Below are 22,718 nucleotides of genomic sequence, written 5' to 3'. Positions count from 1 at the left end.
CATCTCCGGGAATCCAGCAGAAATGGCGGCGCGAAAGAGCTTTTCAAGCGCCCGGGCCGGGGCTCGGGCAGGCTCAGGCGGCCCCTGGGCGCTCCGCGGCCTGCGCAGTCGGCGAATGCTGCAGCGCGGCCGGCAGGCGGTCGTCCAGCCAGTTCATGCGCCAGGCCAGCAGCGTCACCGCGAGCACCAGCACCGCCAGCGCGGCCACGCCCGTCGCGCCGTGGCGGTCGCGGTACGGGTCGCGCACGATGCGCCGTGCGCCCGGCGGCACCCGCGCGGTCTGCGAGAGCATGCCGCCCAGCCGCACATTCACCTTCATGCGCCCGTTGATGGCCCAGCCGCTCGCGTCGAGGATCGGCCCCAGGCTGCGCTGGCGCAATTTGAGCCACGCGATCAGCATGCTCGGCCCCGAGATGGCGAGCACGATGCCCAGCAGGGCCACCGGTATCCATTGGCCCAGGTCGATGAATTTGCCGAAGATGGCCACCAGCACCGCGCTGATGCTCCCCAGCGCCACGCCGATGGCGGCCACCGTGCCCACGTCGACGCGGCCTGTGGGGCGGGTCGCCGTGGCCGGTGCCTTGGCCGCGTTCGCGGCCTGGTCGGCGGTGGTGAGCTTTGTCGCGAAGCTGGTCAGGCTGCCCTGGCCGGCGGCGTCCTGCGCGGCGGCGCGCTTGGCCACCTGTTCCTCGATCACGCGCACGAACTTCTTGTACGGCGCGAAGAAGGCCTGTGCCACGCTCGTCGGGTTCTCGATCAGCTTGGTGATGGTGGCGTCCCAGTCGCGGCCCTGGCGGTCGTAGAACACGCCGTTGCGACCCACGAAAAGGAAGTCGACGTCGCCGGCCGTGAAGGCTGCGGCAATGCTCATCTTCGCGCCCTGGCGCGTGCAGTCGCAGTAGGCCAGGCAGGTCTTGGCCAGGCCCGCGAGCACCGCGTGCCTGGCCGTGTCCTGCACCTGCACCGTCAGCTCGCAGCTGCGGCCGTCGAGGTACAGCGTGCCCGCCTGGAAGATCGCGCCCTCGCGCCGGTAGAAGGCCTTGAACGACACGAAGTTGTCGAGCAGCACCACCAGGTCGCGCTGCAGGCGGATCAGTTTTTCCAGGTCGACCAGCAGCGCGTTATGTTCCTCGGCGGCTTCGTCGTCGCGGATCAGCCCGAGCAGCGCATCGCGCGTCTGCAGCAGCGCGTCGAGCTTGTCGAGCGGGAGCGCGGCGGCCCAGTTGTCGGGCCGCCTGGCCATCAGGGCCTGCAGCGGCGCGAGCTTGCGGCGAATCGCGAGCCAGTCGGCCTCCGCGAGTTCTTCGCGCGCGCCGAGCAGCGGCGCCACGCTGCGTTCGGCAAAGGCAGCCACGGCATCGGCCCACGCGGGATTGAGCGAGGTGCCGCTCAGCGGCAGCACGCAGCGCGGCGTGACCGGGGCCAGCGGCAGTTCGGCGATGGGTTCCGCATGCAGGTCGAGGCTGTTTGCGGCGAGCGCGTCGTAGGCCTTGGCGGAAGGGTTGAGCGCGGTCACGGCCTGGGCGTCGAAAGCGGCCACGCGGCAGCGCGCGAAGAAATCGTCGAGCTTGGCCTGCACCTTGAGCGCCGCGTCGGCGGCCGCCAGCGTGGGCTCGCCCAGCGGCATCAACTCGGCATTGCCGGCGTCGGCCTGGGCATGCCAGTCGCGCGCGGTCTGCACTTCGGCGAAGAAGGCGTCCACGCGGGCGCGGTCCACGCCGGGCGTCTGCTTGTGGCGGTCGGGCACGCTGCCGTGCAGCCGGATGACTTCTGCGATGGTGGCGCGCACGGCCTCGTCCTGCGCCGTGTCGGGCGTGACCACGCCGTCGCCGTTGAAGCGCATGGCGGCCAGCAGCTCGCCCCGGTCGGCGATGTCGGCGAGGGTGAGCGTGTCGGCATCGGGCCTGCCCTTGATCTGCAGCAGGCGGCGCGCTTCTTCCAGCAGCCGCGCGCCGGCGGGGTTGCGGTCGTCAAGGTCGCCCAGCGTCAGCACGTCGCTGCCTTGCAGCAGCACGTCGGGGTTGCGCAGGCGCGCGCAGACCCATTCGCAGGCCGCGACCACTTCGGGCGGGCGCACGCGGCCGTCGCGGTCGGTGTCGATCAGGTCGAGCGTGCGGGTGTCGAAGTCGATGCCACGCGTCGGGCAGGCGAGCGCCACCCAGAGCTTCTGGTCGAGCTCCGCAATGCGGGCGATGTCCTCGCCGGTGCGAAAGATCACTTGGTCGGCGCCGCCCGTGCGGATGAACTGCCAGCGGTGCGGCGTGTGCGAGGGAAGGGCGTCGGGGCTCGATGGATGGGGTAGATTGCTGGGGCTGTTGCGCATGGGCAGCACCCTAAGGGAGCACGCGTGGCGCTTTTGAGGACGCACGGCGCACAGCCATGTCGTCCGAGGCCGACATGGCTGTGCGCGCATGCGGCAGGCGCCGTAGGTCTTGTCTGTCCCGAGGAGGCGGCATTCCCTTTGAATCCGCCGCGCGCGCCCTCTATAACTTGAGGGTCGACGGTTGTACCGTCCCTCGTATTCCTCCCTTTGCGAGGGCTTCGCTGCGTGACAGCAACGAGGCTTGGACCCGGCTCCTGCCGGGTTCTTTTTTGTGAGCCGGCCCGATGCAGGCGGCCGCGCGCGTTAACGAAGGCTTCAGGGGCTGTTTAGGCTTTCTTCAGGCGGGGTGCACACACTGCGCTGCACCCACAACACGAAGAAGTCCGCCCCTTGAAAAACATCCTCATCCTGATTGCCATCGCCACCGTGATTGCGGGCTGCGGCCACGACCACCACCGGCGCGATCGCGACCGCGACCACAACGGAATTCCCGATCGCTACGAGCGCAACCGCGACAGCGACGGTGACGGCGTGCCCGACCGCTATGACCGCCGGCCCTACGACCCCCGCAGGAACTAGCCGCAGCCTGTCGCCGCGAAGGGATCAGGGCGCCTTGGCGGCCTGCGCCGGTCCCTTCGGCCGCGACGACGGCTCCCACGAATCAGGCGTGGTGGCCACCAGCGACTTGAAGTCCTTCCACGGCCGCGCGCCCGGCATGGTGCGTCCGCCGACGATCACCGTCTTCGCGAACAGCACCATGCGCTCGCGCAGGTAGTCGCGGTCGGACGCGGGCCAGGTCTCGATGGAGTGCGGCCCGCGAGCCAGCACGATCTCCTTCACGCCGCGAATGCGGTTGTAGGCGGCCACTGTTCCTTCGAGCGTTTCCGCGCGGTCCCACAGGCCCTTGCCGAAGAACGCGGCCGGCCACCGGTCCATGCCCGCCAGGGTGGACGAGTTAGGATAGAAGACGATGTGATGGTCCGCCGCCATGCCGCCCAGGAACAGGTTGCGGTCGGCCAGGTCGGGCGAGTCGCCCACGTAGCCCGCGCCGCTGGCAAACGACGACAGCAGGATGGCGCCGTGGATATTCTTCAGCCCCTTGGGCGGCGTGCAGTTGGGCTGCGGCATGTCGAAGGTGCATTCGGCCACGTAGTTCTTGGTCATGGCCCAGGCGGTGGACATCGAGCCGCGCGAATAGCCGCCGAGCACCAGCGGGATCTCGTTGGCCTTCATGCCCGCCAGCAGCCGGCCGCGCGCGGTCTCGCCTTCGAACAGTTCGCCCGAGGGCGAGAGCAGCCGCAGGCCGCGTCCGCCTTCCAGCGCCGCCAGCGCGCGGAACACGTCCTCGCCCTGTTCCAGCGTGTTGGTGTCGCTGAAGCCGCCCGACAGGCCTTCGCCGCGCCGGTCGTAGGCCAGCACGTCGAAGCCGGCCTGGTTCAGCGCATGCAGGTTCTCGCGCCACCAGCGCTGGCCCATGGTTTCTGTGGTCGCGTTGGGAAAGCTGACCGGAACGGTCTTGCCGGTCTTCTCGTCGATGCGGTAGGCCGCTTCGTCCGGATGCTGGATGGCCGTGAGCTGGCCGCCGCCGCCCGGCGCCATGATGGCCAGCGCGCGCACCTTCTTGCCCTTGCCGTCGTCGATGCCGGCGCCCTCGATGTACCAGCCGCGCAGCTTGATGTCGCCGGTCATCTTCAGGTCGATGCGCTCGAAGGCGTCGCGCGGCGCGGTGAACTCCACGATCCAGGTGCGGGCGTCGGCCTCGGCGATGCCTTCGCGGTAGGGCGCCTTGGCAAAGAAGGCGGGCCGGCGGATCTGCTTCAGGTCGACGTTGCCGTCCGGATCGATCCTGCCCGACGGGTCGACCACGCCGGTCGAGCGCGTGGCGCGTTCCTTGTTGGGCGGCAGCCAGCGCTGCATCTGCGCGTCGATGCGCTTGAAGCACGCGGGGTCTTCCTTGCAGGCGCGCCAGCGGGCCTTGAGCTTGTCGTCGGTGAATTCGCTGATGTAGTAGTCGCCGCCCGCATAGTCGGGGGGCGGGTGGTTGGCCGTCATGAGCACCGGCACGCACTCCTTGGCGCCGGTTCCCTTGGGACCTTGCCCCAGCAGGTAGCCGCCCATCATGGCGTTGCGGTCGGTGCCGACCCAGGCGGTGCAATCGGTGGGCGGCGGGGCGCTGGCGGTGGCCTGCCTCTGGGCCTCGGTGGGACCGGTGCAGGCGCCCAGCAGCAGCGCGCCGGCGGCCAGGGTGAAGGCCGCGGCGCGGCGATGCATGAGCAGGGTGCTCGGAATCTTCTGTGCAGTCATCGAGGCGGATGTTCCAGGGAAGGTGCGGGAGCGCAGCCTGATCTTCGCCGCATCCGCGCCCGAAAGCCACGGCCCAAGCCGCGTCCGGCTGCAAGCGAAGGCCGCCCTTTCTGTAGGAGATTTCCTGCATGCGCATGCGCGGAATTCCGCTCTTCTTCGGCCTGCGCCGCGCGCTCAATCTGCGCCGAATTAAAGGAGACAAGACAGATGAACTTCGAAGGCATCTACTGCTTCGACATGGCGAGCGTGCGCTTCGCCTTCTATCCCGAGGGCCCCGGCGGCCCGCGCGTGCTTGCGCAGATCTCCGAGGAAACGCTGCACGACAAGTTCGGCGCGCGCGAAATCGGCGAGCGTTTGCTGGAAGCTTGCCGCAAACACTTCCACGCCATCGAGCCCGCCGCCATCGCGCGCTACCGCAACGCGCCGCGCCGGCCGATCACGCTGACCACAGAAGACTTCGCGCTGCACGCCTGAGCCGGCGCGGCGCCTGAAGGGACACGGGCAACTCTCCGACAAGGCGAGGCGGCTCAGGCCGTAACCACGGCCACCGGCATCCCAGCAAATTGGCGTTCAAGCCAAGCGAGAACCGCAGTCGTTCCCCGCGTGGCCGTCGCCCCGACGGCCATGAGCCACTGCCTCGCTGGCCTTCAATCAAGGAATGCCGGTGCCTTTGAACCATTCACTCCCAGGCGAGCGAGACGCCTATCTTTTCCACGAAGGAACGCACGCGCGGCTCTACGACTTGCTGGGATGCCACGTGCAGCCGGAAGGCGGCGCGCGCTTCGCCGTATGGGCGCCCAATGCCGAGTCGGTCTCGGTGGTGGGCGACTGGAACTATTGGTCGGGCGATGCCGACCCGCTGGCGCCCAGCCCCGACCAGACCGGCATCTGGATCGGCCACGTGCCCAACGCGGTGCCCGGGCAGGCCTACAAGTACCGCATCCGTTCGCGCCAGGGCGGCTACACCGTCGACAAGGCCGACCCCGTGGCCTTCAGCGCGGAGCATCCGCCGGCCACCGGCTCGCGCATCTGCGAACTCGCCTACGAATGGGGTGACGACGAATGGATGGCCACGCGCGGCATGCACAACTCGCTCGAGGCGCCGATGTCGGTGTACGAGGTGCACCTGGGCTCCTGGCGCCGGCATGACGGACAGTTCCTCGGCTACCGCGAGATCGCGCACGAGCTGGCCGCATACGTCAGGAAGATGGGTTTCACGCACGTCGAGCTGATGCCCGTGACCGAGCATCCGTTCTACGGCTCGTGGGGCTACCAGACCACCGGCTATTTCGCGCCCACCGCGCGCTACGGGTCGCCGCAGGACTTCATGTACCTCGTCGACCACCTGCACCAGCAGGGCATCGGCGTGCTGCTCGACTGGGTGCCTTCGCACTTCCCCACCGACGAGCACGGCCTTTCTTTCTTCGACGGGACGCACCTCTTCGAGCATGCCGACCCGCGCCAGGGCTTCCACCCGGAGTGGAACTCCAGCATCTTCAACTACGGCCGGCCAGAGGTGCGCAGCTTCCTGGTGTCGTCGGGCCTGTTCTGGCTCGACCTGTACCACCTGGACGGACTGCGCGTGGACGCCGTGGCATCCATGCTGTACCTCGACTACGCCCGCAAGCATGGCGAGTGGATCCCCAACCGTCACGGCGGCCGCGAGAACCTGGAGGCCATCGATTTCCTGCAGACGCTCAACCGTGCCGTCTACCGCGAGTTTCCGGACACGCTCACCGTGGCGGAGGAGTCCACCGCGTGGCCGCGCGTTTCGCGCCCCACCGACATGGACGGCCTGGGCTTCGGCGAGAAATGGAACATGGGCTGGATGCACGACACGCTCGCCTACATGAAGGAAGACCCGGTCAATCGCAAGTACCACCACCACAAGCTGACTTTCTCGCTGGTGTATGCCTTCAACGAGAACTTCGTGCTGCCTTACTCGCATGACGAGGTGGTGCACGGCAAGGGCTCGCTCATCAACAAGATGCCCGGCGACAGCTGGCAGCAGTTCGCCAACCTGCGTGCGCTGTTCGGCTTCATGTGGGCGCACCCGGGCAAGAAGCTGCTCTTCATGGGCGACGAGTTCGGCCAGCGCCGCGAATGGACGCACGACGGCGAGCTCGAATGGTGGGTCACCCAGCAGCAGGGCCATGGCGGCCTGCAGCGGCTGGTGGCGCAGCTCAACCGGGTGTACCGCGAATCGCCCGCGCTGCACCAGCTCGACTTCTCAGCGGCCGGCTTCGAATGGATCGCGGCCGACGACGCCGAGCGCAGCGTGTTCGCCTTCCTGCGCAAGGCGCGCGACGGCAGTCCGCCGCTGCTGGTGGTCAGCAACATGACGCCCGTGCCGCGCACCAACTACCTGCTGGGCGTGCCCGGCGGCGTGGGCAGCGGATTCTGGCGCGAACTGATCAACACCGACGCGGCCGAGTTCGGTGGCGCCGGCTGGGGCAACTTCGGCGGCGTGGAAGCCGCGCCGGTGCGCTCGCACGGGCGCATGCAGTCGGTGTCCCTGACGCTGCCGCCGCTGTCGACCCTGATCCTGGAACAACGCCCGTCACCATGAAGAACATCTTCTCCACCCGTCACGCGGCCAGCGTGGCTCCCGACATTGCAACCGGCACCGACAACCCCGGCGGCGACGTCCGTGCCGTGATCGATGCCGTGCTGCCCGCCGTCGACAACGGCCGCTTCGCCGTGAAATGCGTGGCCGGCGAGCGGGTGTGCGTGCGCGCGCACTGCTTCACCGACGGCCACGACGTGCTTCGCGTGCAGCTGTGCTGGCGCGCGCACGACCAGGCCGAGTTCCGCGAAGTGCCGATGAAGCCGCTGGGCAACGACGTGTGGGAGGCCGGCTTCTCGCCGCCCGCGATAGGCCGCTACGTTTACACCGCCGTGGCCTGGGTCGACCCGTTCGAGTCGTGGCGCAGCGAGATGACGCGCCGCGTCGACCCCGACGACGTGCGCATCGCCTCGGAAGTCGGCGCGGCCGAAGTGGCTGCCGCCGCCGCGCGCGCCGAGGGTGCCGACCGCATCGCGCTGCAGCGCTGGGCCACCGAGCTCCAGGCCTCGGCCGCCGCGCCGGGCACCGATGCGGTGTCGCTCAAGGCATTGGCGCTCGACGAGGAACTGGCCGAACTCGCGCGCCGCCACCCCGACCGGCGCCACCAGGTGCGCCACCCGGTCGAGCTGCCGCTGGTGGCCGACCGCGAGCGCGCCCGCTTCAGCACCTGGTATGAGCTGTTCCCGCGCTCGGCCGGCACCGAGCCGGGGGTGCACGGCACTTTCAAGGACGTGGAAGCGCGCCTGCCGGCCATCGCCGAGATGGGTTTCGACGTGCTGTACTTTCCGCCGATCCACCCCATCGGCCGCGTGCAGCGCAAGGGCCCCAACAACAAGCTGGTGAGCGGACCCGAAGACGTGGGCAGCCCCTGGGCCATCGGCGCCGCGGAAGGCGGCCACAAGGACATCCTGCCCGCGCTCGGCACCGCGCAGGACTTCCGCCGCCTGCTGGCGCGCGCGGCCGACCACGGGCTGGAGATCGCGCTGGACATCGCCTTCCAGTGCGCGCCCGACCACCCCTACGTGAAGGCGCACCCCGAATGGTTCCGCTGGCGCCCCGACGGCACCGTGCAGTACGCGGAGAACCCGCCCAAGAAGTACCAGGACATCTATCCCTTCAACTTCGAGAGCGAAGACTGGCGTGGCCTGTGGGCCGAACTCAAGAGCGTGATCGACCACTGGGTGGGCGAGGGCGTGCGCATCTTCCGCGTCGACAACCCGCACACCAAGGCCTTCCCGTTCTGGGAGTGGGCCATCGGCGAGGTCAAGCGCGAGCACCCCGACGTGATCTTCCTGGCCGAGGCCTTCACCCGGCCCAAGGTGATGCACCGGCTGGCCAAGCTGGGCTTTTCGCAGAGCTACACCTACTTCACCTGGCGCAACACCAAGGAAGAACTGGTCGAGTACTTCACCGAGCTGTCCACCGCGCCGGGCATCGACTACTTCCGCCCCAACGTGTGGCCCAACACGCCCGACATCCTGCACGAGCAGCTGCAGCACGGCGACGCCGCGACCTACATGGCGCGGCTGGTGCTGGCGGCCACGCTGTCGGCCAGCTACGGCATCTACGGCCCCGCCTACGAACTGCGCGAGCACCTGCCGCGCGAGCCGGGCAGCGAGGAATACCTCGATTCCGAGAAATACCAGCTGCGCCACTGGAACCACGACAACCCCGAAAGCCTGGCGCCCTTCATCGCGCGGGTGAACCGCATCCGCCGCGAGAACCCCGCGCTGCACCAGGACCGCACGCTGCGCTTTTTGCACATCGACAACCCGCAGCTGCTGGCCTACGCCAAGGCCTCGGCCGACGGGGCCAACGTGATCGTGACCGTGGTCAACCTCGATCCGCACAACGCCCAGTGGGGCTGGCTGGGGCTCGAACCCGGCAGCGTGGGTGTGAACCCGCCCTCGCGCGTGTTCCAGATGCACGACCTGCTCAGCGGCCAGCGCTTCCAGTGGCAGGGCGACTGGCACTACGTGCGCCTGGATCCGCAAAGCTGCCCCGCGCACGTCTTCGTCGTTCGTCGGCGTCATGGCGACGAGCGCGACTTCGATTATTTCCTCTGAGAGGTCGCCCGCCCATGAATGCACCCGTTTCGCACATCGCACTGGAAACCGTAGAGATCGACAACAGCGACGACCCCCTGTGGTACCGCGACGCGGTCATCTACCAGCTCAACGTCAAGGCCTTCTTCGATTCGAACAACGACGGCATGGGCGACTTCCAGGGCGTGACCGCCAAGCTCGACTACGTGAAGGACCTGGGCGTCAACACGATCTGGCTGATGCCGTTCTATCCCTCGCCGCTGCGCGACGACGGCTACGACATCTCCGAATACGAAGACGTCCACCCGCAGTACGGTTCGCTCGCCGACTTCCGCCAGATGCTGGCCGAGGCGCACAAGCGCGGCCTGCGCGTCATCACCGAGCTGGTCATCAACCACACCTCGAGCGAGCACCCGTGGTTCAAGGCCGCGCGGCTGGCGCCGCCGGGCTCCCCCGAGCGCGACTTCTACGTGTGGAGCGACACCGACCAGCTCTACCAGGGCACGCGCATCATCTTCACCGACACCGAGACCTCGAACTGGACCTGGGACCCGGTGGCCAAGCAGTACTACTGGCACCGCTTCTTCAGCCACCAGCCCGACCTGAACTTCGACAACCCGGCGGTGCTGGAGGCCATCTTCAAGACCATGCGCTTCTGGCTGGACATGGGCGTGGACGGCTTCCGCCTCGACGCCATTCCCTACCTGGTGGAGCGCGACGGCACCAGCAACGAGAACCTGCCCGAGACGCACGCGGTGATCAAGCGGCTGCGCGCGGCCATCGACGCGCAGTACAAGAACCGCTTCCTGCTGGCCGAGGCCAACATGTGGCCTGAGGACGTGCGCGAGTACTTCGGCGACGGCGACGAATGCCACATGGCCTACCACTTCCCGCTGATGCCGCGCATGTACATGGCCATCGCGCAGGAAGACCGCCACCCGATCGTGGAAATCATGGCGCAGACGCCCGACATTCCCGAAGGCTGCCAGTGGGCCATCTTCCTGCGCAACCACGACGAGCTCACGCTCGAGATGGTGACCAGCAAGGAGCGCGACTACATGTACAACATGTACGCCGCCGACATGCGCGCGCGCATCAACCTGGGCATCCGCCGGCGCCTGGCGCCGCTGATGGAGAACGACCTGGACCGCGTGAAGCTCATGAACGGCATGCTGCTGTCGATGCCGGGCTCGCCCATCATCTACTACGGCGACGAGATCGGCATGGGCGACAACGTGTTCGTGGGCGACCGCAACGGCGTGCGCACGCCCATGCAGTGGAGCCCCGACCGCAACGCCGGCTTCTCGCGCGCCGACCCGCAGCGCCTGTACCTGCAGCCCATCATGGACCCGATGTACGGCTACGAGGCGCTCAACGTCGAGACGCAGGCGCGCGACGCCAGCTCGCTGCTCAACTGGACCAAGCGCATGCTGGCCGTGCGCAAGACCAGCCACGCCTTCGGGCGCGGCAAGCGGCGCTTCCTGAAGCCGGGCAACCGCAAGATCCTGGCCTACCTGAGCGAGTACGAAGGCGACGTGATCCTCGCCGTGTTCAACCTCTCGCGCGCGGCCCAGCCGGTGGAGCTGGACCTGTCGGAGTTCCGCGGCTTCGTGCCCATCGAGATGCTGGGCCGCTCCCCGTTCCCGCCCATCGGCGAGCTGCCTTACCTGCTCACGCTGTCTTCGTACGGCTTCTACTGGTTCAAGCTCACCGCGGAGGCCGACGCGCCGAGCTGGCACGAACAGGGCGTCGCGCTGCAGGAGTGGCCCACGCTGGTGCTGTTCGACGGCTGGACCAGCTTCTTCCGCGACCGCGTGATGCCGTGGCGCATCGGCATGTCCGAGCGCATGCGCAACCAGTTCGAGCTGGAAACGCTGCCGCGCCACATCGAGATCCAGCGCTGGTACGCCTCCAAGGGCACCGCCATCGAGCGTGCGCGCATCGTCGACCACGCGGTGTGGGAAGTGAACGGCCTGAGCTGGATGCTGCCGCTGCTCGCGCTCGACGGCCCGCCCGGCGGCGCCACCTATTTCATGCCCCTGGCCCTTGCCTGGGAGGAGCGCGACGAAGAGCGCATGGCCGGCGTGGCGCAGGCCGCGCTTGCCAAGGTGCGCCAGCAGGCGCAGGTCGGCCTGATGGGCGACGCCTTCTATGACGAGGCCTTCTGCCGCGAACTGGTCCGCGCCATCGGAAAGGGCGCCGAACTGCCCACGGCCGGCGGCAAGCTGGTGTTCACGCCGACGGCGGCGTTCGCCCAGCTCGGCATCGATGTGGACGCGCTGCCGGTCGGGCGGCCCAGCGGCGTGAGCAGCAACACGGTGGTCACGCTCAACGAGACGCTGTTCCTCAAGGGCTACCGCAACGTGCGCGAAGGCATCAACCCCGAGCTCGAGATGGGCCGCTTCCTCACCGAAGTGGCGCACTACCCGCACTGCGTGCCGGTGCTCGGCGCACTCGAATACATGGGCGCCGACGGCCGCACCATGACGCTCGCCCTGGTGCAGAGCTACGTCGCCAACCAGGGCGACGGCTGGGACTACACCCTGGGCTATCTCGAACGCTTCCTGCGCGACGTGGCCACCACCGACGGTGCCGTCGACGCGCCCGACGTGCTGGCGGTGCACGGCGGCTTCCTCGCGCTGATCGGCACGCTGGGCCGCCGCACCGCCGAGCTGCACCGCGCGCTGGCCACCCGCACCGGCGCGGCGGCCTTCGACCCCGAGCCGCTGTCGGCCGAAGACGTGGCGGGCTACCGCACCCATGCCGCCGGCGATGCCACGGCCACGCTGGCACTGCTGCGCGAACGCCTCGGCGCGCTGCCTCCCGGCGCGCAGGCCGACGCCGAGAGCCTGCTGCGCGCCGCCGACACGCTGCAGGCCAGCATCGCCGAGCGCCGTTTCGTGGGCGAGGGCGGCAGCGGCGCCGCGCTCAAGAGCCGCTACCACGGCGACTACCACCTGGGCCAGGTGCTGGTGAAGGACAACGACTTCGTCATCATCGACTTCGAGGGCGAGCCCGCGCGCAGCTTCGAGGAGCGCCGCGCCAAGAGCTCGCCGCTGCGCGACGTGGCGGGCATGCTGCGCTCCTTCAACTATGCGCGCTGGTCGGCCTTGCGGCGCGTGGCGCAGAGCCCGGAAGAAGCCGAGAAGCTGGCCGCGCCCGCAGTCGCCTGGGAGCAGGCCACGCGCAACGCCTTCATGAAGGGCTACGCCGGCACGCTCGCGCAGCCGGACGGCGCGCCCATCGACGCCGAACTGCTCGCGCTGTTCGAGCTGGAGAAGGCGCTCTACGAACTTCGCTACGAACTCAACAACCGCGCCGACTGGGTACAGGTGCCGCTGCACGGCGTGCTCGCGCTCATCCAGCCGAACGGGGCCTGAGGCCGCCGTCGTCATTCACTCGGGGAAATACACATGGAAAACTTCGGCATTCACCTGGAGCCACTGCGCGCCATCCTCTACCAGGTGGGGGCGTTCGTTCCGCGCCTGCTGGTGGCGCTGGTGGTGGTGTTCGTGGGCTGGCTCATCGCCAAGGCGGCGCGCTTCGCCGTGACCAAGGCCTTGCGCGCCATCAACTTCAACGTGCTGACCGAGCGCGCGGGGCTCGACAACTTCCTGCGCCAGGGCGGCCTGGCGGGCGACACCAGCAGCCTGTTCGGCATCCTGGCTTACTGGCTGGTGATACTGGCGTCGCTGCTCATCGCCTTCAACGGCATGGGGCTGAGCTACATCGCCGACCTGCTGGGGCGCATCGTCTGGTTCGTGCCCAACGTGTTCGTCGCCTTGCTGGTGCTGGCCTTCGGCTCGTACTTCGCCAAGTTCGTGGGCGATGCCGTGGGCAGCTATTTCCGCGGCGTGAAGATGCAGGACGCCACGCTTTTCGCCAAGGTGGCGCAGTACGCGGTGATGGCTTTCGTGATCCTGATCGCGCTGGACCAGATCAAGGTGGGCGGCGACATCGTGCGCGAAAGCTTCCTGGTGATCCTGGCGGGCGTGGTTTTTGCGTTGGCCCTGGCATTCGGGCTGGCCGGCAAGGACTGGGCGAAGGCGCAGATCGAGCGCTGGTGGCCCCGGCAGCAGCAACTGACGAAGACGGGCACCGGCAGGGAAGTGCCGGGCGTGCCCATGCCACCGCCGCCGCCAGCATCGCGTTTCGACGACCGCCCACCCCGCTGACCTGCATTTCTCCCAACGCAAGCAACCGCCCGACGCCTGAATGACAAGAAAAACCAACCCGACCATCACCGCCGTCTGGCCCGGACGCCCTTACCCGCGCGGCGCCACCTGGGACGGTGAAGGCGTCAATTTCGCGCTTTTCTCGCAGCATGCCGACAAGGTCGAGCTGTGCCTTTTCGACGAGCGCGGCCGCCACGAGCTGCAGCGCATCGTGCTGCGCGAGCGCACCGACGGTGTGTGGCACTGCTACCTGCCCGAAGCCCGGCCCGGCCAGGCCTACGGCTTTCGGGTGCACGGCGCGTACAAGCCCGAGGAGGGGCACCGCTTCAACCCCAACAAGCTGCTGGTCGACCCCTACGCCAAGGACCTGGTGGGCCAGTTGCGCTGGGGCGACGCACTCTATGGCTACACGGTCGGCAGCAAGCGCGAAGACCTTTCCTTCGACCGCCGCGACAGCGCGCCGCTGATGCCCAAGGGCCGCGTGCTCGAAACCGCCTTCACCTGGGGCGACGACCGCCGCCCCTCGGTACCCTGGCAGGACATGGTCATCTACGAGATGCACGTGCGCGGCTTCACCATGAACCATCCCGACGTGCCGCCCGAGCTGCGCGGCACCTACGCCGGCCTGGCCAGCGCGCCGGTGGTCGACTACCTCAAGCGCCTGGGCGTGACCACCGTCGAGCTGCTGCCGGTGCACAGCTTCCTCAACGACCGGCACCTGGCCGAGAAGGGGCTGCAGAACTACTGGGGCTACAACACGCTGGCCTTCTTCGCCCCCGAGATGCGCTACAGCGCCTCGGGCAAGGTGAAGGAGTTCAAGACCATGGTCAAGACGCTGCACTCCGCGGGCATCGAGGTGATCCTGGACGTGGTCTACAACCACACCTGCGAGGGCAACCAGCTCGGCCCCACGCTGTCGATGCGCGGCGTGGACAACGCCTCCTACTACATCGTGAACTCCGACAACCGGCGCTACTACGACGACTTCACCGGCTGCGGCAACACCGTGAACCTGGAGCATCCGCATGCGCTGCAACTGGTGATGGACTCGCTGCGCTACTGGGCCGAGGAGATGCACGTCGACGGCTTCCGCTTCGACCTGGCATCGGCCCTGGCGCGCGAGGCGGGCAAGGTGGAAAACCTCGGCGGCTTCTTCGACGCCATCCGGCAGGACCCGACGCTCAACCGCGTCAAGCTCATCGCCGAGCCCTGGGACCTGGGCCACGGCGGCTACCAGGTGGGCAACTTTCCGCTGGGCTGGGCCGAATGGAACGACCAGTACCGCGACGGCATGCGCGGCTTCTGGAAGGGCGACGGCGGGCTCATCGGCGAAGTGGCCAAGCGCGTCACCGGCTCCGAAGACCTGTACGGCTGGTCGGGCAAGCAGCCCAGCGCGAGCATCAACTTCGTCACGGCGCACGACGGCTTCACGCTGCACGACCTGGTTTCCTACAACGACAAGCACAACGAGGCCAACGGCGAGGACAACCGCGACGGCAACAGCCACAACGTGTCGTGGAACTGCGGCGTCGAAGGCCCCACCGACGACCCCGAGGTGGTGAGCCTGCGCGAGCGCCAGAAGCGCAACCTGCTGGCCACGCTGCTGCTGTCGCAGGGCGTGCCGATGCTGCTGGCGGGCGACGAGCGCGGCCATACGCAGCAGGGCAACAACAACGTCTACTGCCAGGACAACGCGCTGGGCTGGCTCGACTGGACGCCCACGCCCGAGCGGCTGGCGCTGGTCACCTTCGTCGAGCGCATGGTCGCGCTGCGCCGCGCGCATCCGTCGTTCCGCCGCCGCACCTTCTTCGCCGGCAAGCCGGCCGAGGGCGAGACCGTGACCGACGTCTATTGGCTCAAGCCCGACGGCGCCGAGATGCGCACGGAAGACTGGAACGACACCAACGCACGCTGCATCGCGATGTACATCCCCGGCGGCGGCATCGCCGACCGCGGGCCGCGCGGCGAGCACCAGCACGACGACGACTTCCTGATCCTGATGAACGCCCACCACGACGAAATTCCTTTCACGCTGCCGGCCATGCCGCACGGTGCCTGGCGCCTGCTGGTCGACACCGCCAGCACCACCCCGCCCCCCACCACCGAGGACGCCGCCGCGCTGGCGCCCGCATGGTCGGAGCCGGCCTATCCGCTGCAATGCCGCTCGCTGGTGGTGTTGAGCCGGCCGGACGTGCGGCCATGAACCGCGCGCACCGCATGCCCTTCGGTGCCACCGTCCTTGAGGACGGCGGCGTGGCCTTCGCACTGTGGGCGCCCTCGGGCGGCGACGTGCGGCTGGAACACCGCCCGGTCGGCGGCGAGAACACCACGCACCCGATGGCCCGTGACGCGCAGGGCTGGCACACGCTCACGCTGCCCGAGGCCGCCCATGGCGACGGCTACCGCTTCCACCTGCCCGACGGCACCGCCGTGCCCGATCCGGCCTCGCGCTTCAACCCCGAGGACGTGCACGGCCCCAGCGTGGTGATCGATCCGCGCCGCCATCAATGGCGCGACGACGCCTGGCGCGGCCGCCCGTGGGAAGAGGCCGTGGTGTACGAACTGCACATCGGCGCCTTCACCGCCGAAGGCACCTTCAACGCCGCGCGCGAGCGGCTCGGAGACCTGGCCGAGCTGGGCGTGACCGCCATCGAGCTGATGCCGCTCGCCGACTTTCCGGGGCGCCGCAACTGGGGCTACGACGGCGTGCTGCAGTTCGCGCCCGACGCCTCCTACGGCACGCCCGACGAACTGAAGGCGCTGGTCGACGCGGCGCACGGGCTGGGGCTGATGGTGCTGATCGACGTGGTCTACAACCACTTCGGGCCGGAAGGCAACTACCTGCATGCGTACTGCCAGGAGTTCTTCAATCCGGCGCATCGCACGCCCTGGGGCTCGGCCATCAACTTCGACGGGCCGGGGGCGCGCACGGTGCGCGACTTCTTCAGCCACAACGCGCTGTACTGGGTGGAGGAATATCGCTTCGACGGGCTGCGCATGGACGCGATCCACGCCATTCGCGACGACTCGCATCCGCACATCGTGCAGGAGATCCGCGACGCGCTGCAGGCCGGCCCTGGCCGCGAGCGCCACATCCACATCGTGCTGGAGAACGACACCAACCAGGCCTCGATGCTCGCGCGCGACGGCCACGGCGTGCCGGTGGCGGGCACCGCGCAATGGAACGACGACCTGCACCATGCGGTGCATGTGCTGGCGACCGGCGAGCGCGACGGCTACTACGCCGACTACGCGGACGACCCCGTGTGCAGCTTCGCGTGCGCGCTGGCCGAAGGCTTCGTGTACCAGGGGCAGCCATCGGCCTTCCGCAACGGCGAGCGGCGCGGCGAGCCCAGCACGCGGCTGCCGTCGCAGGCCTTCGTGTCCTTCCTGCAGACGCACGACCAGGTCGGCAACCGCGCCTTCGGCGAGCGCCTGCATGCGCTCGGCGACCCGGTGCTCACGCGCGCGGCCATGGCCTGCCTGCTGCTGTCGCCGCATGTGCCGATGCTGTTCATGGGCGACGAGTTCGCGGCGTCGACGCCATTCCTTTACTTCTGCGACTTCGGGCCTGAACTGGCGAAGGCGGTGTCGGACGGACGGCGCTCCGAGTTCGGCGGCTTCGCGGCGTTCAAGGACGAGGCGGCGCGTGCGCGCATTCCCGATCCGAATGCCGAGTCGACCTTCCTGGCGTCCAAGCTGAACTGGCGTGAGCGGGGCTCGCGTGCCCACTTCGCGCGGTTCAGCGAGGTGCAGCAGTTGCTCGAACTACGCCACCGGCTCATCGTGCCGCACCTGGCCGGCTCGACCGGCGCGGGCGTGTTCCTGTGCGAGAACGGCACGCTGCGGGTGCACTGGGACCTGGGGCCGCCGCGCGAGGGGCACGAAGGGCGCACCGCAACGCGCCTGCACCTGCTCGCGCACTTCGGCGACGGGCCCGATGCAGCGGCGGTGTCGCCGCCCGGCACGCTGGTCTACAGCAGCGGCGCGCGGCAGGCCGAGCCCGGCGCCTTGCTGCTCGAACGCGGCGCGGTGCACGCGACGCTGGAGGACATGCGCGGTGGATGAGGTTTTTCATCACGACACGGCGGGCGTGCTGGCGGCGCTGTGCGAACACTACGGCATTGCCACCGCCTACCACGACGCCTTCGGCACGCGCCGGCAGGCCACGACGCAGAGCATGCTCGCGCTGCTGGCGGAATTCGGCGTGCGCATCGGCACCGCGCAGGACGCCCACCGCGCCCTCGAAGCGGCGCATGCCATGCGCTGGACGGAAGCCCTGCCTCATGTGCGGGTGGTCGATGCATCGGCCACCGAATGGAGCGTGCCCCTGCGCCTGCCGCTGGCCATGCGCTCGCTGCGCTGGCAGCTCACCGACGAAGCCGGTCGCACGCGGCACGGCGAGGCCGATGCCTCCACGCTGCACGAGACGGCGCGCAGCGAGCGCGACGGCATCTGGCTGAGCGAACGCGTGCTGCCGATGACGCTCGCGCTCGACGCGGGCTACCACCGGCTGCGCATCGACGGGCTGGCTGGCGAGACGCTGGTGCTTGCGTCGCCGGGCCGCTGCTACAGGCCGCCCGCGGTGCGGGACGGCGGCCGCGTCTGGGGGCCGGCGGTGCAGCTGTACAGCCTGCGCTCGCAGCACAACTGGGGCATCGGCGACTTCAGCGACCTGCAGGATCTGGCAGCCCGCATGGCCGCGCAGGGCGCCGACATCGTCGGCGTGAACCCGCTGCATGCGCTGTTCGCGGCCAATCCGGCGCATGCGAGCCCGTACAGCCCGTCGTCGCGCCAGCAGCTGAACGCGCTCTACATCGACGTCGAGGCGGTGGATGAATTCGCGCAGTGCGAGGCCGCGCGAAAGCTGGTCGATTCGCCCGCGTTCCAGGCGCGCCTGGCGGCCCTGCGCGCCGAACCGCTGGTGGACCATGCGGGCGTTGCATCCGCCAAGTTCGAAGTACTGGAGCTGCTGTTCGCGCACTTCCGCGAGCGCCATCTGCCGGAAGACGGCGCGCCGGACGAAGAGGGCCTGGCGTTCCTGTCATTCGTGGCGGAGCGCGGCGAGGGCTTGCGGCAGCATGCGCTGTTCGAGACGCTGCATGCGCACTTTCTGGCGGCAGACTCCGCGATGTGGGGCTGGCCCGTGTGGCCCGCCGCATACCGAGACCCCGATTCGGCCGAGGTCACCGCATTCGCCGTGCAGCATGCGCAGCGCCTGCAGTTCCACCAGTACCTGCAATGGCAGGCCGCGCGGCAACTGGCGCGGGCTGGCGAACGCTGCGCCGCCCTGGGCATGGGCGTGGGCCTCTACGTGGACCTGGCGGTGTCGGTCGACCGTGCCGGCTCTGATGCCTGGACGGCGCAGTCCGTGTTCGCGGCCGGTGCCAGCATCGGCGCGCCGCCTGACGAGTTCAACCCCGCCGGCCAGAACTGGGGCCTGCCGCCGCTGCGTCCCGACCGGCTGCGCGCGGACGGCCACCGCTTCTTCATGCAGACGCTGCGCGCGAGCATGCACGGCGCGGGCGCCTTGCGCATCGACCACGTCATGGGGCTCATGCGCCTGTTCTGGATACCGCCGGGCCGCGGCGCGCACGACGGCGCGTATGTGTACTACCCGCTGGACGAGCTGCTCGCCATCGTCGCCATCGAGAGTCATCGGCACCGCTGCATGGTGATCGGCGAAGACCTGGGCACGGTGGAAGACGCGGTGCGCGAGGCGCTGGGCAAGGCCGACGTGCTGTCTTACCGCCTGCTGTACTTCGAGCGTCTCGACCGGCACCAGGGCAGCGGCTTCAAGCCGCCGGCCGCGTATCCGCCGGCCGCGCTGGTGGCCGTGAGCACGCACGACCTCGCGACATTCGCCGGCTGGTGGGCCGGCCACGACCTGCGCACCCGCCTGTCGCTGGGCCTGTTCCCCGACGAGCGCGTCTTCGACAAGCAACTGCTCGACCGCGCGCAGGAGCGCATCGAGCTGATGCTGGCCGTGCAGCAGGCCGGCCTGCTGTCGCGCGAGGAGATCGCCGAGGCCGCGGGCCTCGCGCTGCCCACGGCGCGCGTGGTGGAGGCGGTGCACGCCTGGCTCGCGAGGACGCCGTCGGCATTGATGATGGTGCAGCTCGAAGACGTGGCGGGCATGGTCGAGCAGGCCAACATGCCCGGCACGGTGAACGAGCAGCCCAACTGGCGGCGCAAGCTGCCGGTGCCGCTGCACGCGCTGGCCACGGGCGAGCGCATGCAGGGGCTGGCCGTGCAACTGCGCGCCGTACGCCCCGCGAGCCGACCCGATGCGCCGCAGCACGCGCCGCAAGACCTGCGCGCCCGCGTGCCGCGCGCCACCTACCGGCTGCAGTTCCACAAGGACTTCGGCTTCGACGACGCGGTGCGCGTGCTGCCGTACCTCGCGCAACTGGGCGTGAGCCACGTCTACTGCTCGCCGATCCAGCGCGCGCGCGCCGGCAGCATGCACGGCTACGACGTGGTGGCGCACGACGAGATCAACCCCGAGCTGGGCGGCGAAGAAGGCTTCGCGCGCTTCGTCGCGGCGCTCAAGGAGCACGGTATGGGCCAGCTGCTGGACATGGTGCCCAACCACATGGGCGTGTTCGGCGCCGACAACGCATGGTGGATGGACGTGCTGGAAAACGGCCCGGCCTCGCTCTACGCGCAGCACTTCGACATCGACTGGCAGCCGCTGAACGTCGAGCTCACGGGCAAGGTGCTGCTGCCGGTGCTCGGCGGGCACTACGGCGAGGTGCTGGGCAGCGGCGAGCTGGCGCTGCGCTTCGAGGCGGAAGAGGGCGCCTTCGCGATCGGCTATTTCGGCCACCGTTTTCCGCTCGCGCCCGAGAGCTATCCCGCGGTGCTGGCGCGAGCCCTCGCGCAGCTCGACGAATCCGCCGACGACGCGGCGGCGCTCGCGAGCATCGCCACCGCTTTCGGCCACCTTCCGGGGCGGCAGGCGGCGCAGCCGCAGTTGCGCACCGAGCGCGCGCGCGACAAGGAACTGCTGAAGGCTCGTCTCGCGCGCCTGGCGCAGCGCCATCCTTCGGTCGCGAAGGCGGTGGCGACGGCCGTGGCCGAGCTGAACCTGGCCACGCCCGAAGCGCGCGACGCCATGCATGCGCTGATCGAGGCCCAGGCCTACCGGCTGGCCTACTGGCGCGTGGCCTCGGACGAGATCAACTACCGCCGCTTCTTCGACATCAACGACCTCGCGGCCGTGCGCATGGAGCGCGACGACGTGTTCGAGGCCACGCAGTCCTTCGCGCTCGAGCTCGCGGCGGCGGGCACGGTGGACGGCTTGCGCATCGACCACCCCGACGGTCTCTACGACCCCGCGCGCTACTTCGAGAAGCTGCAGCAGGGCTACGCGCGGCGCGCGGGGCTTGCATTGCCCGCGCACGATGCGCAAGGCAGGCCGGCCCGGCCGCTCTACGTGGTGGCCGAGAAGATCGCGGCGGACAACGAGGAAGTGCCCGAGAGCTGGCACGTGCACGGCACCACCGGCTACCGCTTCGCGAACGTGGCCAACGGCGTGCTGGTCGATACCTCGGCCGCCGAGACCATCGGCCATGCATGGCGCCGCTTCACCGGCGAGACCCAGGGCTTTCATGCGCTCTCGCAGGCCGGCCGGCGCGAGGTGATGCGCAATGCGCTGTCGTCGGAACTCAACGTGCTTTCAAGCGAGCTGCTGCGCATCGCTCGGGCCGACCGTGCCACGCGCGACTACACGCTCAATGCGCTGCGCCGCGCGCTGGCCGACGTGGCGGCCAACATGCCGGTGTACCGCACCTACATCGTCGAGAAGCCCTCGGCGCAGGACGAACGCTTCATCGACGAAGCCACGCAGGCGGCCGAACGGCAGAGCGGCGATGCCGACCGCTCGGTCTTCGCCTTCGTGCGCGGCGCGCTGCGCGGCGAAGCCGTGGCGGGTGCGCCGCGCGAGCTGGCCGAGCGGGTGCGTCGCTTTGCGGTGCGCTTCCAGCAGTTCAGCGCGCCAGTCACGGCCAAGGGCGTGGAAGACACGGCGTTCTATCGCTTCTTCCCGTTGAGTTCGCTCAACGAGGTGGGCGGCGAGCCCGACCACTTCGGCTTCGAGGTGGACGAGTTCCATGCGCTCAGCGCCGACCGCGCGCTGCGCTGGCCGCACACCATGCTCGCCACGTCGACGCACGACAACAAGCGCTCCGAAGACGTGCGCAACCGCATCGACGTGCTCTCCGAAATGCCCAACGACTGGGTGCTGGCGCTGACCCGCTGGCACGGCATGTGCCGCGACACGCGGCGCAAGCTGGAGACAGACGACGCACCGTCGCGCGCCGACGAATACCTTTTCTACCAGACGCTGCTGGGCACGCTGCCGGCAGGCGGCCTCGACGCCGCCGAAGCGCCGGCCTTCGCCGACCGGCTCTGCCAGTACATGCAGAAGGCCGCGCGCGAAGCCAAGCTGCGCACGCGCTGGACCCAGCCCGACGCGGCCTACGAGGCCGCGCTCGAAGGCTTCGTGCGGGGCGTGATCGGCAACATGGAAGAGGGCGGCTGCCTGGCCGACATCCAGCTCTTCGCGAAACGGCTTGCCTGGTTCGGCGCATGGAACGGGCTGACGCTTACGCTGCTGAAGTACGCATCGCCGGGCGTGCCCGACCTCTACCAAGGCAGCGAGCTGATCGAGCTGAGCCTCGTGGATCCGGACAACCGCCGGCCCGTGGACTACGCGGGGCGGCAGCAGCGGCTCCATGAACTGCAGGCCATGGCCGCCGATGCGCCTAGCCTCGCCGCGCGGGTGCGCGCGCTGGCTGCGTCGCCGCACGACGGGCGCGCCAAGCTGTGGTTCATCTGGCGTCTGCTGTCGCTGCGGCGCGAGCATGCGGAGCTGTTTCGCGATGGCGGGTACGAAGGGCTGGCTGTGGAAGGCGCGTTGTCGCGCCATGTCGTGGCCTTTGCGCGGCGGCATGGAGACGAGATGCTGGTGGTCGTGTCGGGGCGGCTGTTCGTCGGGTTGGCATCCGGCAGCGGCGGCATGCCTTCGTTGCCCGAGGCCGGCATCTGGAGCGACACGGCGGTGCAACTGCCGGCGGAGCTGGCAGGCGCGCAGCTTCAGAACCTGCTGACCGGCGAAACGCTGCACGCGGGCAAGGATGCATCGCTGCCGCTGGCCCAGGCGTTCGGAAGCATCCCGTGGGCCGCTTACAAGGTGCGCACTCCTAAGCATGCGAGCCGCATTCCTACATGAGCGGCGATCGGCAACCCCGAATCTCCTTCGCTGACCGCCCCTTCCGGGGTTTTTTATCCAGGAGATCTCC

Annotated in this window: 11 protein-coding genes; 9 read left to right on the top strand and 2 right to left on the bottom strand. The window is 69.2% G+C overall.

Going from position 1 to position 22,718, the window contains the following annotated elements; all coding sequences use genetic code 11:
* Positions 1-73: 73 nt before the first annotated feature.
* Positions 74-2,323 carry a hypothetical protein gene (locus tag AC1RVW_RS22720; RefSeq protein WP_493202644.1) on the bottom strand — a complete coding sequence of 750 codons (2,250 nt, stop codon included), beginning with the start codon at positions 2,321-2,323 and terminating at the stop codon, positions 74-76.
* 390 nt (positions 2,324-2,713) lie between these two features.
* On the opposite strand from AC1RVW_RS22720, the gene AC1RVW_RS22715 reads away from it, so the two are divergent.
* Positions 2,714-2,902, top strand: a complete 189-nt coding sequence (locus AC1RVW_RS22715; RefSeq protein ID WP_493202643.1) for a hypothetical protein — start codon at positions 2,714-2,716, stop codon at positions 2,900-2,902.
* Between the two features lie 24 nt (positions 2,903-2,926).
* Here the strand turns inward: AC1RVW_RS22715 and AC1RVW_RS22710 are convergent, their stop codons facing one another.
* A complete protein-coding gene (locus AC1RVW_RS22710; protein WP_493202641.1) occupies positions 2,927-4,627 on the bottom strand; it encodes an alpha/beta hydrolase in 1,701 nt (566 codons plus the stop codon).
* A 207-nt stretch (positions 4,628-4,834) separates the two neighbouring features.
* Between AC1RVW_RS22710 and AC1RVW_RS22705 the strand changes: the two genes are divergently transcribed.
* The 8 genes from AC1RVW_RS22705 (at position 4,835) to AC1RVW_RS22670 (ending at position 22,648) form a co-directional block, all read left to right on the top strand.
* Positions 4,835-5,101 (top strand): hypothetical protein, encoded by a 267-nt coding sequence (locus AC1RVW_RS22705; RefSeq protein WP_081269608.1) that lies wholly within the window; start codon positions 4,835-4,837, stop codon positions 5,099-5,101.
* 184 nt (positions 5,102-5,285) lie between these two features.
* A complete protein-coding gene (gene glgB / locus AC1RVW_RS22700; protein WP_081269607.1) occupies positions 5,286-7,196 on the top strand; it encodes a 1,4-alpha-glucan branching protein GlgB in 1,911 nt (636 codons plus the stop codon).
* Positions 7,193-9,259: an alpha-1,4-glucan--maltose-1-phosphate maltosyltransferase gene (locus AC1RVW_RS22695; protein WP_081269606.1), complete on the top strand. Its 2,067-nt coding sequence runs from the start codon at positions 7,193-7,195 to the stop codon at positions 9,257-9,259. Before glgB ends, AC1RVW_RS22695 begins: the two co-directional genes overlap by 4 nt.
* 14 nt (positions 9,260-9,273) lie before the next feature.
* Positions 9,274-12,618, top strand: coding sequence for a maltose alpha-D-glucosyltransferase (gene treS / locus AC1RVW_RS22690; RefSeq protein WP_493202638.1), 3,345 nt, complete (start codon positions 9,274-9,276; stop codon positions 12,616-12,618).
* A 33-nt stretch (positions 12,619-12,651) separates the two neighbouring features.
* Positions 12,652-13,413, top strand: a complete 762-nt coding sequence (locus tag AC1RVW_RS22685) for a mechanosensitive ion channel family protein (RefSeq protein ID WP_493202636.1) — start codon at positions 12,652-12,654, stop codon at positions 13,411-13,413.
* Between the two features lie 40 nt (positions 13,414-13,453).
* Complete coding sequence (glgX, locus tag AC1RVW_RS22680) at positions 13,454-15,616, top strand: glycogen debranching protein GlgX (RefSeq protein ID WP_285411118.1); 2,163 nt, start codon at positions 13,454-13,456, stop codon at positions 15,614-15,616.
* Complete coding sequence (gene treZ / locus AC1RVW_RS22675) at positions 15,613-17,481, top strand: malto-oligosyltrehalose trehalohydrolase (protein ID WP_493202633.1); 1,869 nt, start codon at positions 15,613-15,615, stop codon at positions 17,479-17,481. The genes glgX and treZ overlap by 4 nt, the downstream gene beginning before the upstream one ends.
* Positions 17,474-22,648 (top strand): malto-oligosyltrehalose synthase, encoded by a 5,175-nt coding sequence (locus AC1RVW_RS22670; RefSeq protein WP_493202631.1) that lies wholly within the window; start codon positions 17,474-17,476, stop codon positions 22,646-22,648. The genes treZ and AC1RVW_RS22670 overlap by 8 nt, the downstream gene beginning before the upstream one ends.
* Positions 22,649-22,718 lie beyond the last annotated feature (70 nt).

Source organism: Variovorax sp. MPBD4-3 (genome assembly GCF_058809745.1).
Note: the sequence above shows the minus strand (reverse complement) of the source record. Positions and strands in the feature narration are given on the sequence as shown.

What these genes read in the sequence shown, in the direction of transcription:
- AC1RVW_RS22720 (WP_493202644.1), bottom strand. Translation starts at nt 2,323, where the DNA reads ATGCGCAACAGCCCCAGCAATCTACCCCATCCATCGAGCCCCGACGCC.
- AC1RVW_RS22710 (WP_493202641.1), bottom strand. Translation starts at nt 4,627, where the DNA reads ATGACTGCACAGAAGATTCCGAGCACCCTGCTCATGCATCGCCGCGCC.
- AC1RVW_RS22705 (WP_081269608.1), top strand. Translation starts at nt 4,835, where the DNA reads ATGAACTTCGAAGGCATCTACTGCTTCGACATGGCGAGCGTGCGCTTC.
- glgB (WP_081269607.1), top strand. Translation starts at nt 5,286, where the DNA reads ATGCCGGTGCCTTTGAACCATTCACTCCCAGGCGAGCGAGACGCCTAT.
- AC1RVW_RS22695 (WP_081269606.1), top strand. Translation starts at nt 7,193, where the DNA reads ATGAAGAACATCTTCTCCACCCGTCACGCGGCCAGCGTGGCTCCCGAC.
- treS (WP_493202638.1), top strand. Translation starts at nt 9,274, where the DNA reads ATGAATGCACCCGTTTCGCACATCGCACTGGAAACCGTAGAGATCGAC.
- AC1RVW_RS22685 (WP_493202636.1), top strand. Translation starts at nt 12,652, where the DNA reads ATGGAAAACTTCGGCATTCACCTGGAGCCACTGCGCGCCATCCTCTAC.
- glgX (WP_285411118.1), top strand. Translation starts at nt 13,454, where the DNA reads ATGACAAGAAAAACCAACCCGACCATCACCGCCGTCTGGCCCGGACGC.
- treZ (WP_493202633.1), top strand. Translation starts at nt 15,613, where the DNA reads ATGAACCGCGCGCACCGCATGCCCTTCGGTGCCACCGTCCTTGAGGAC.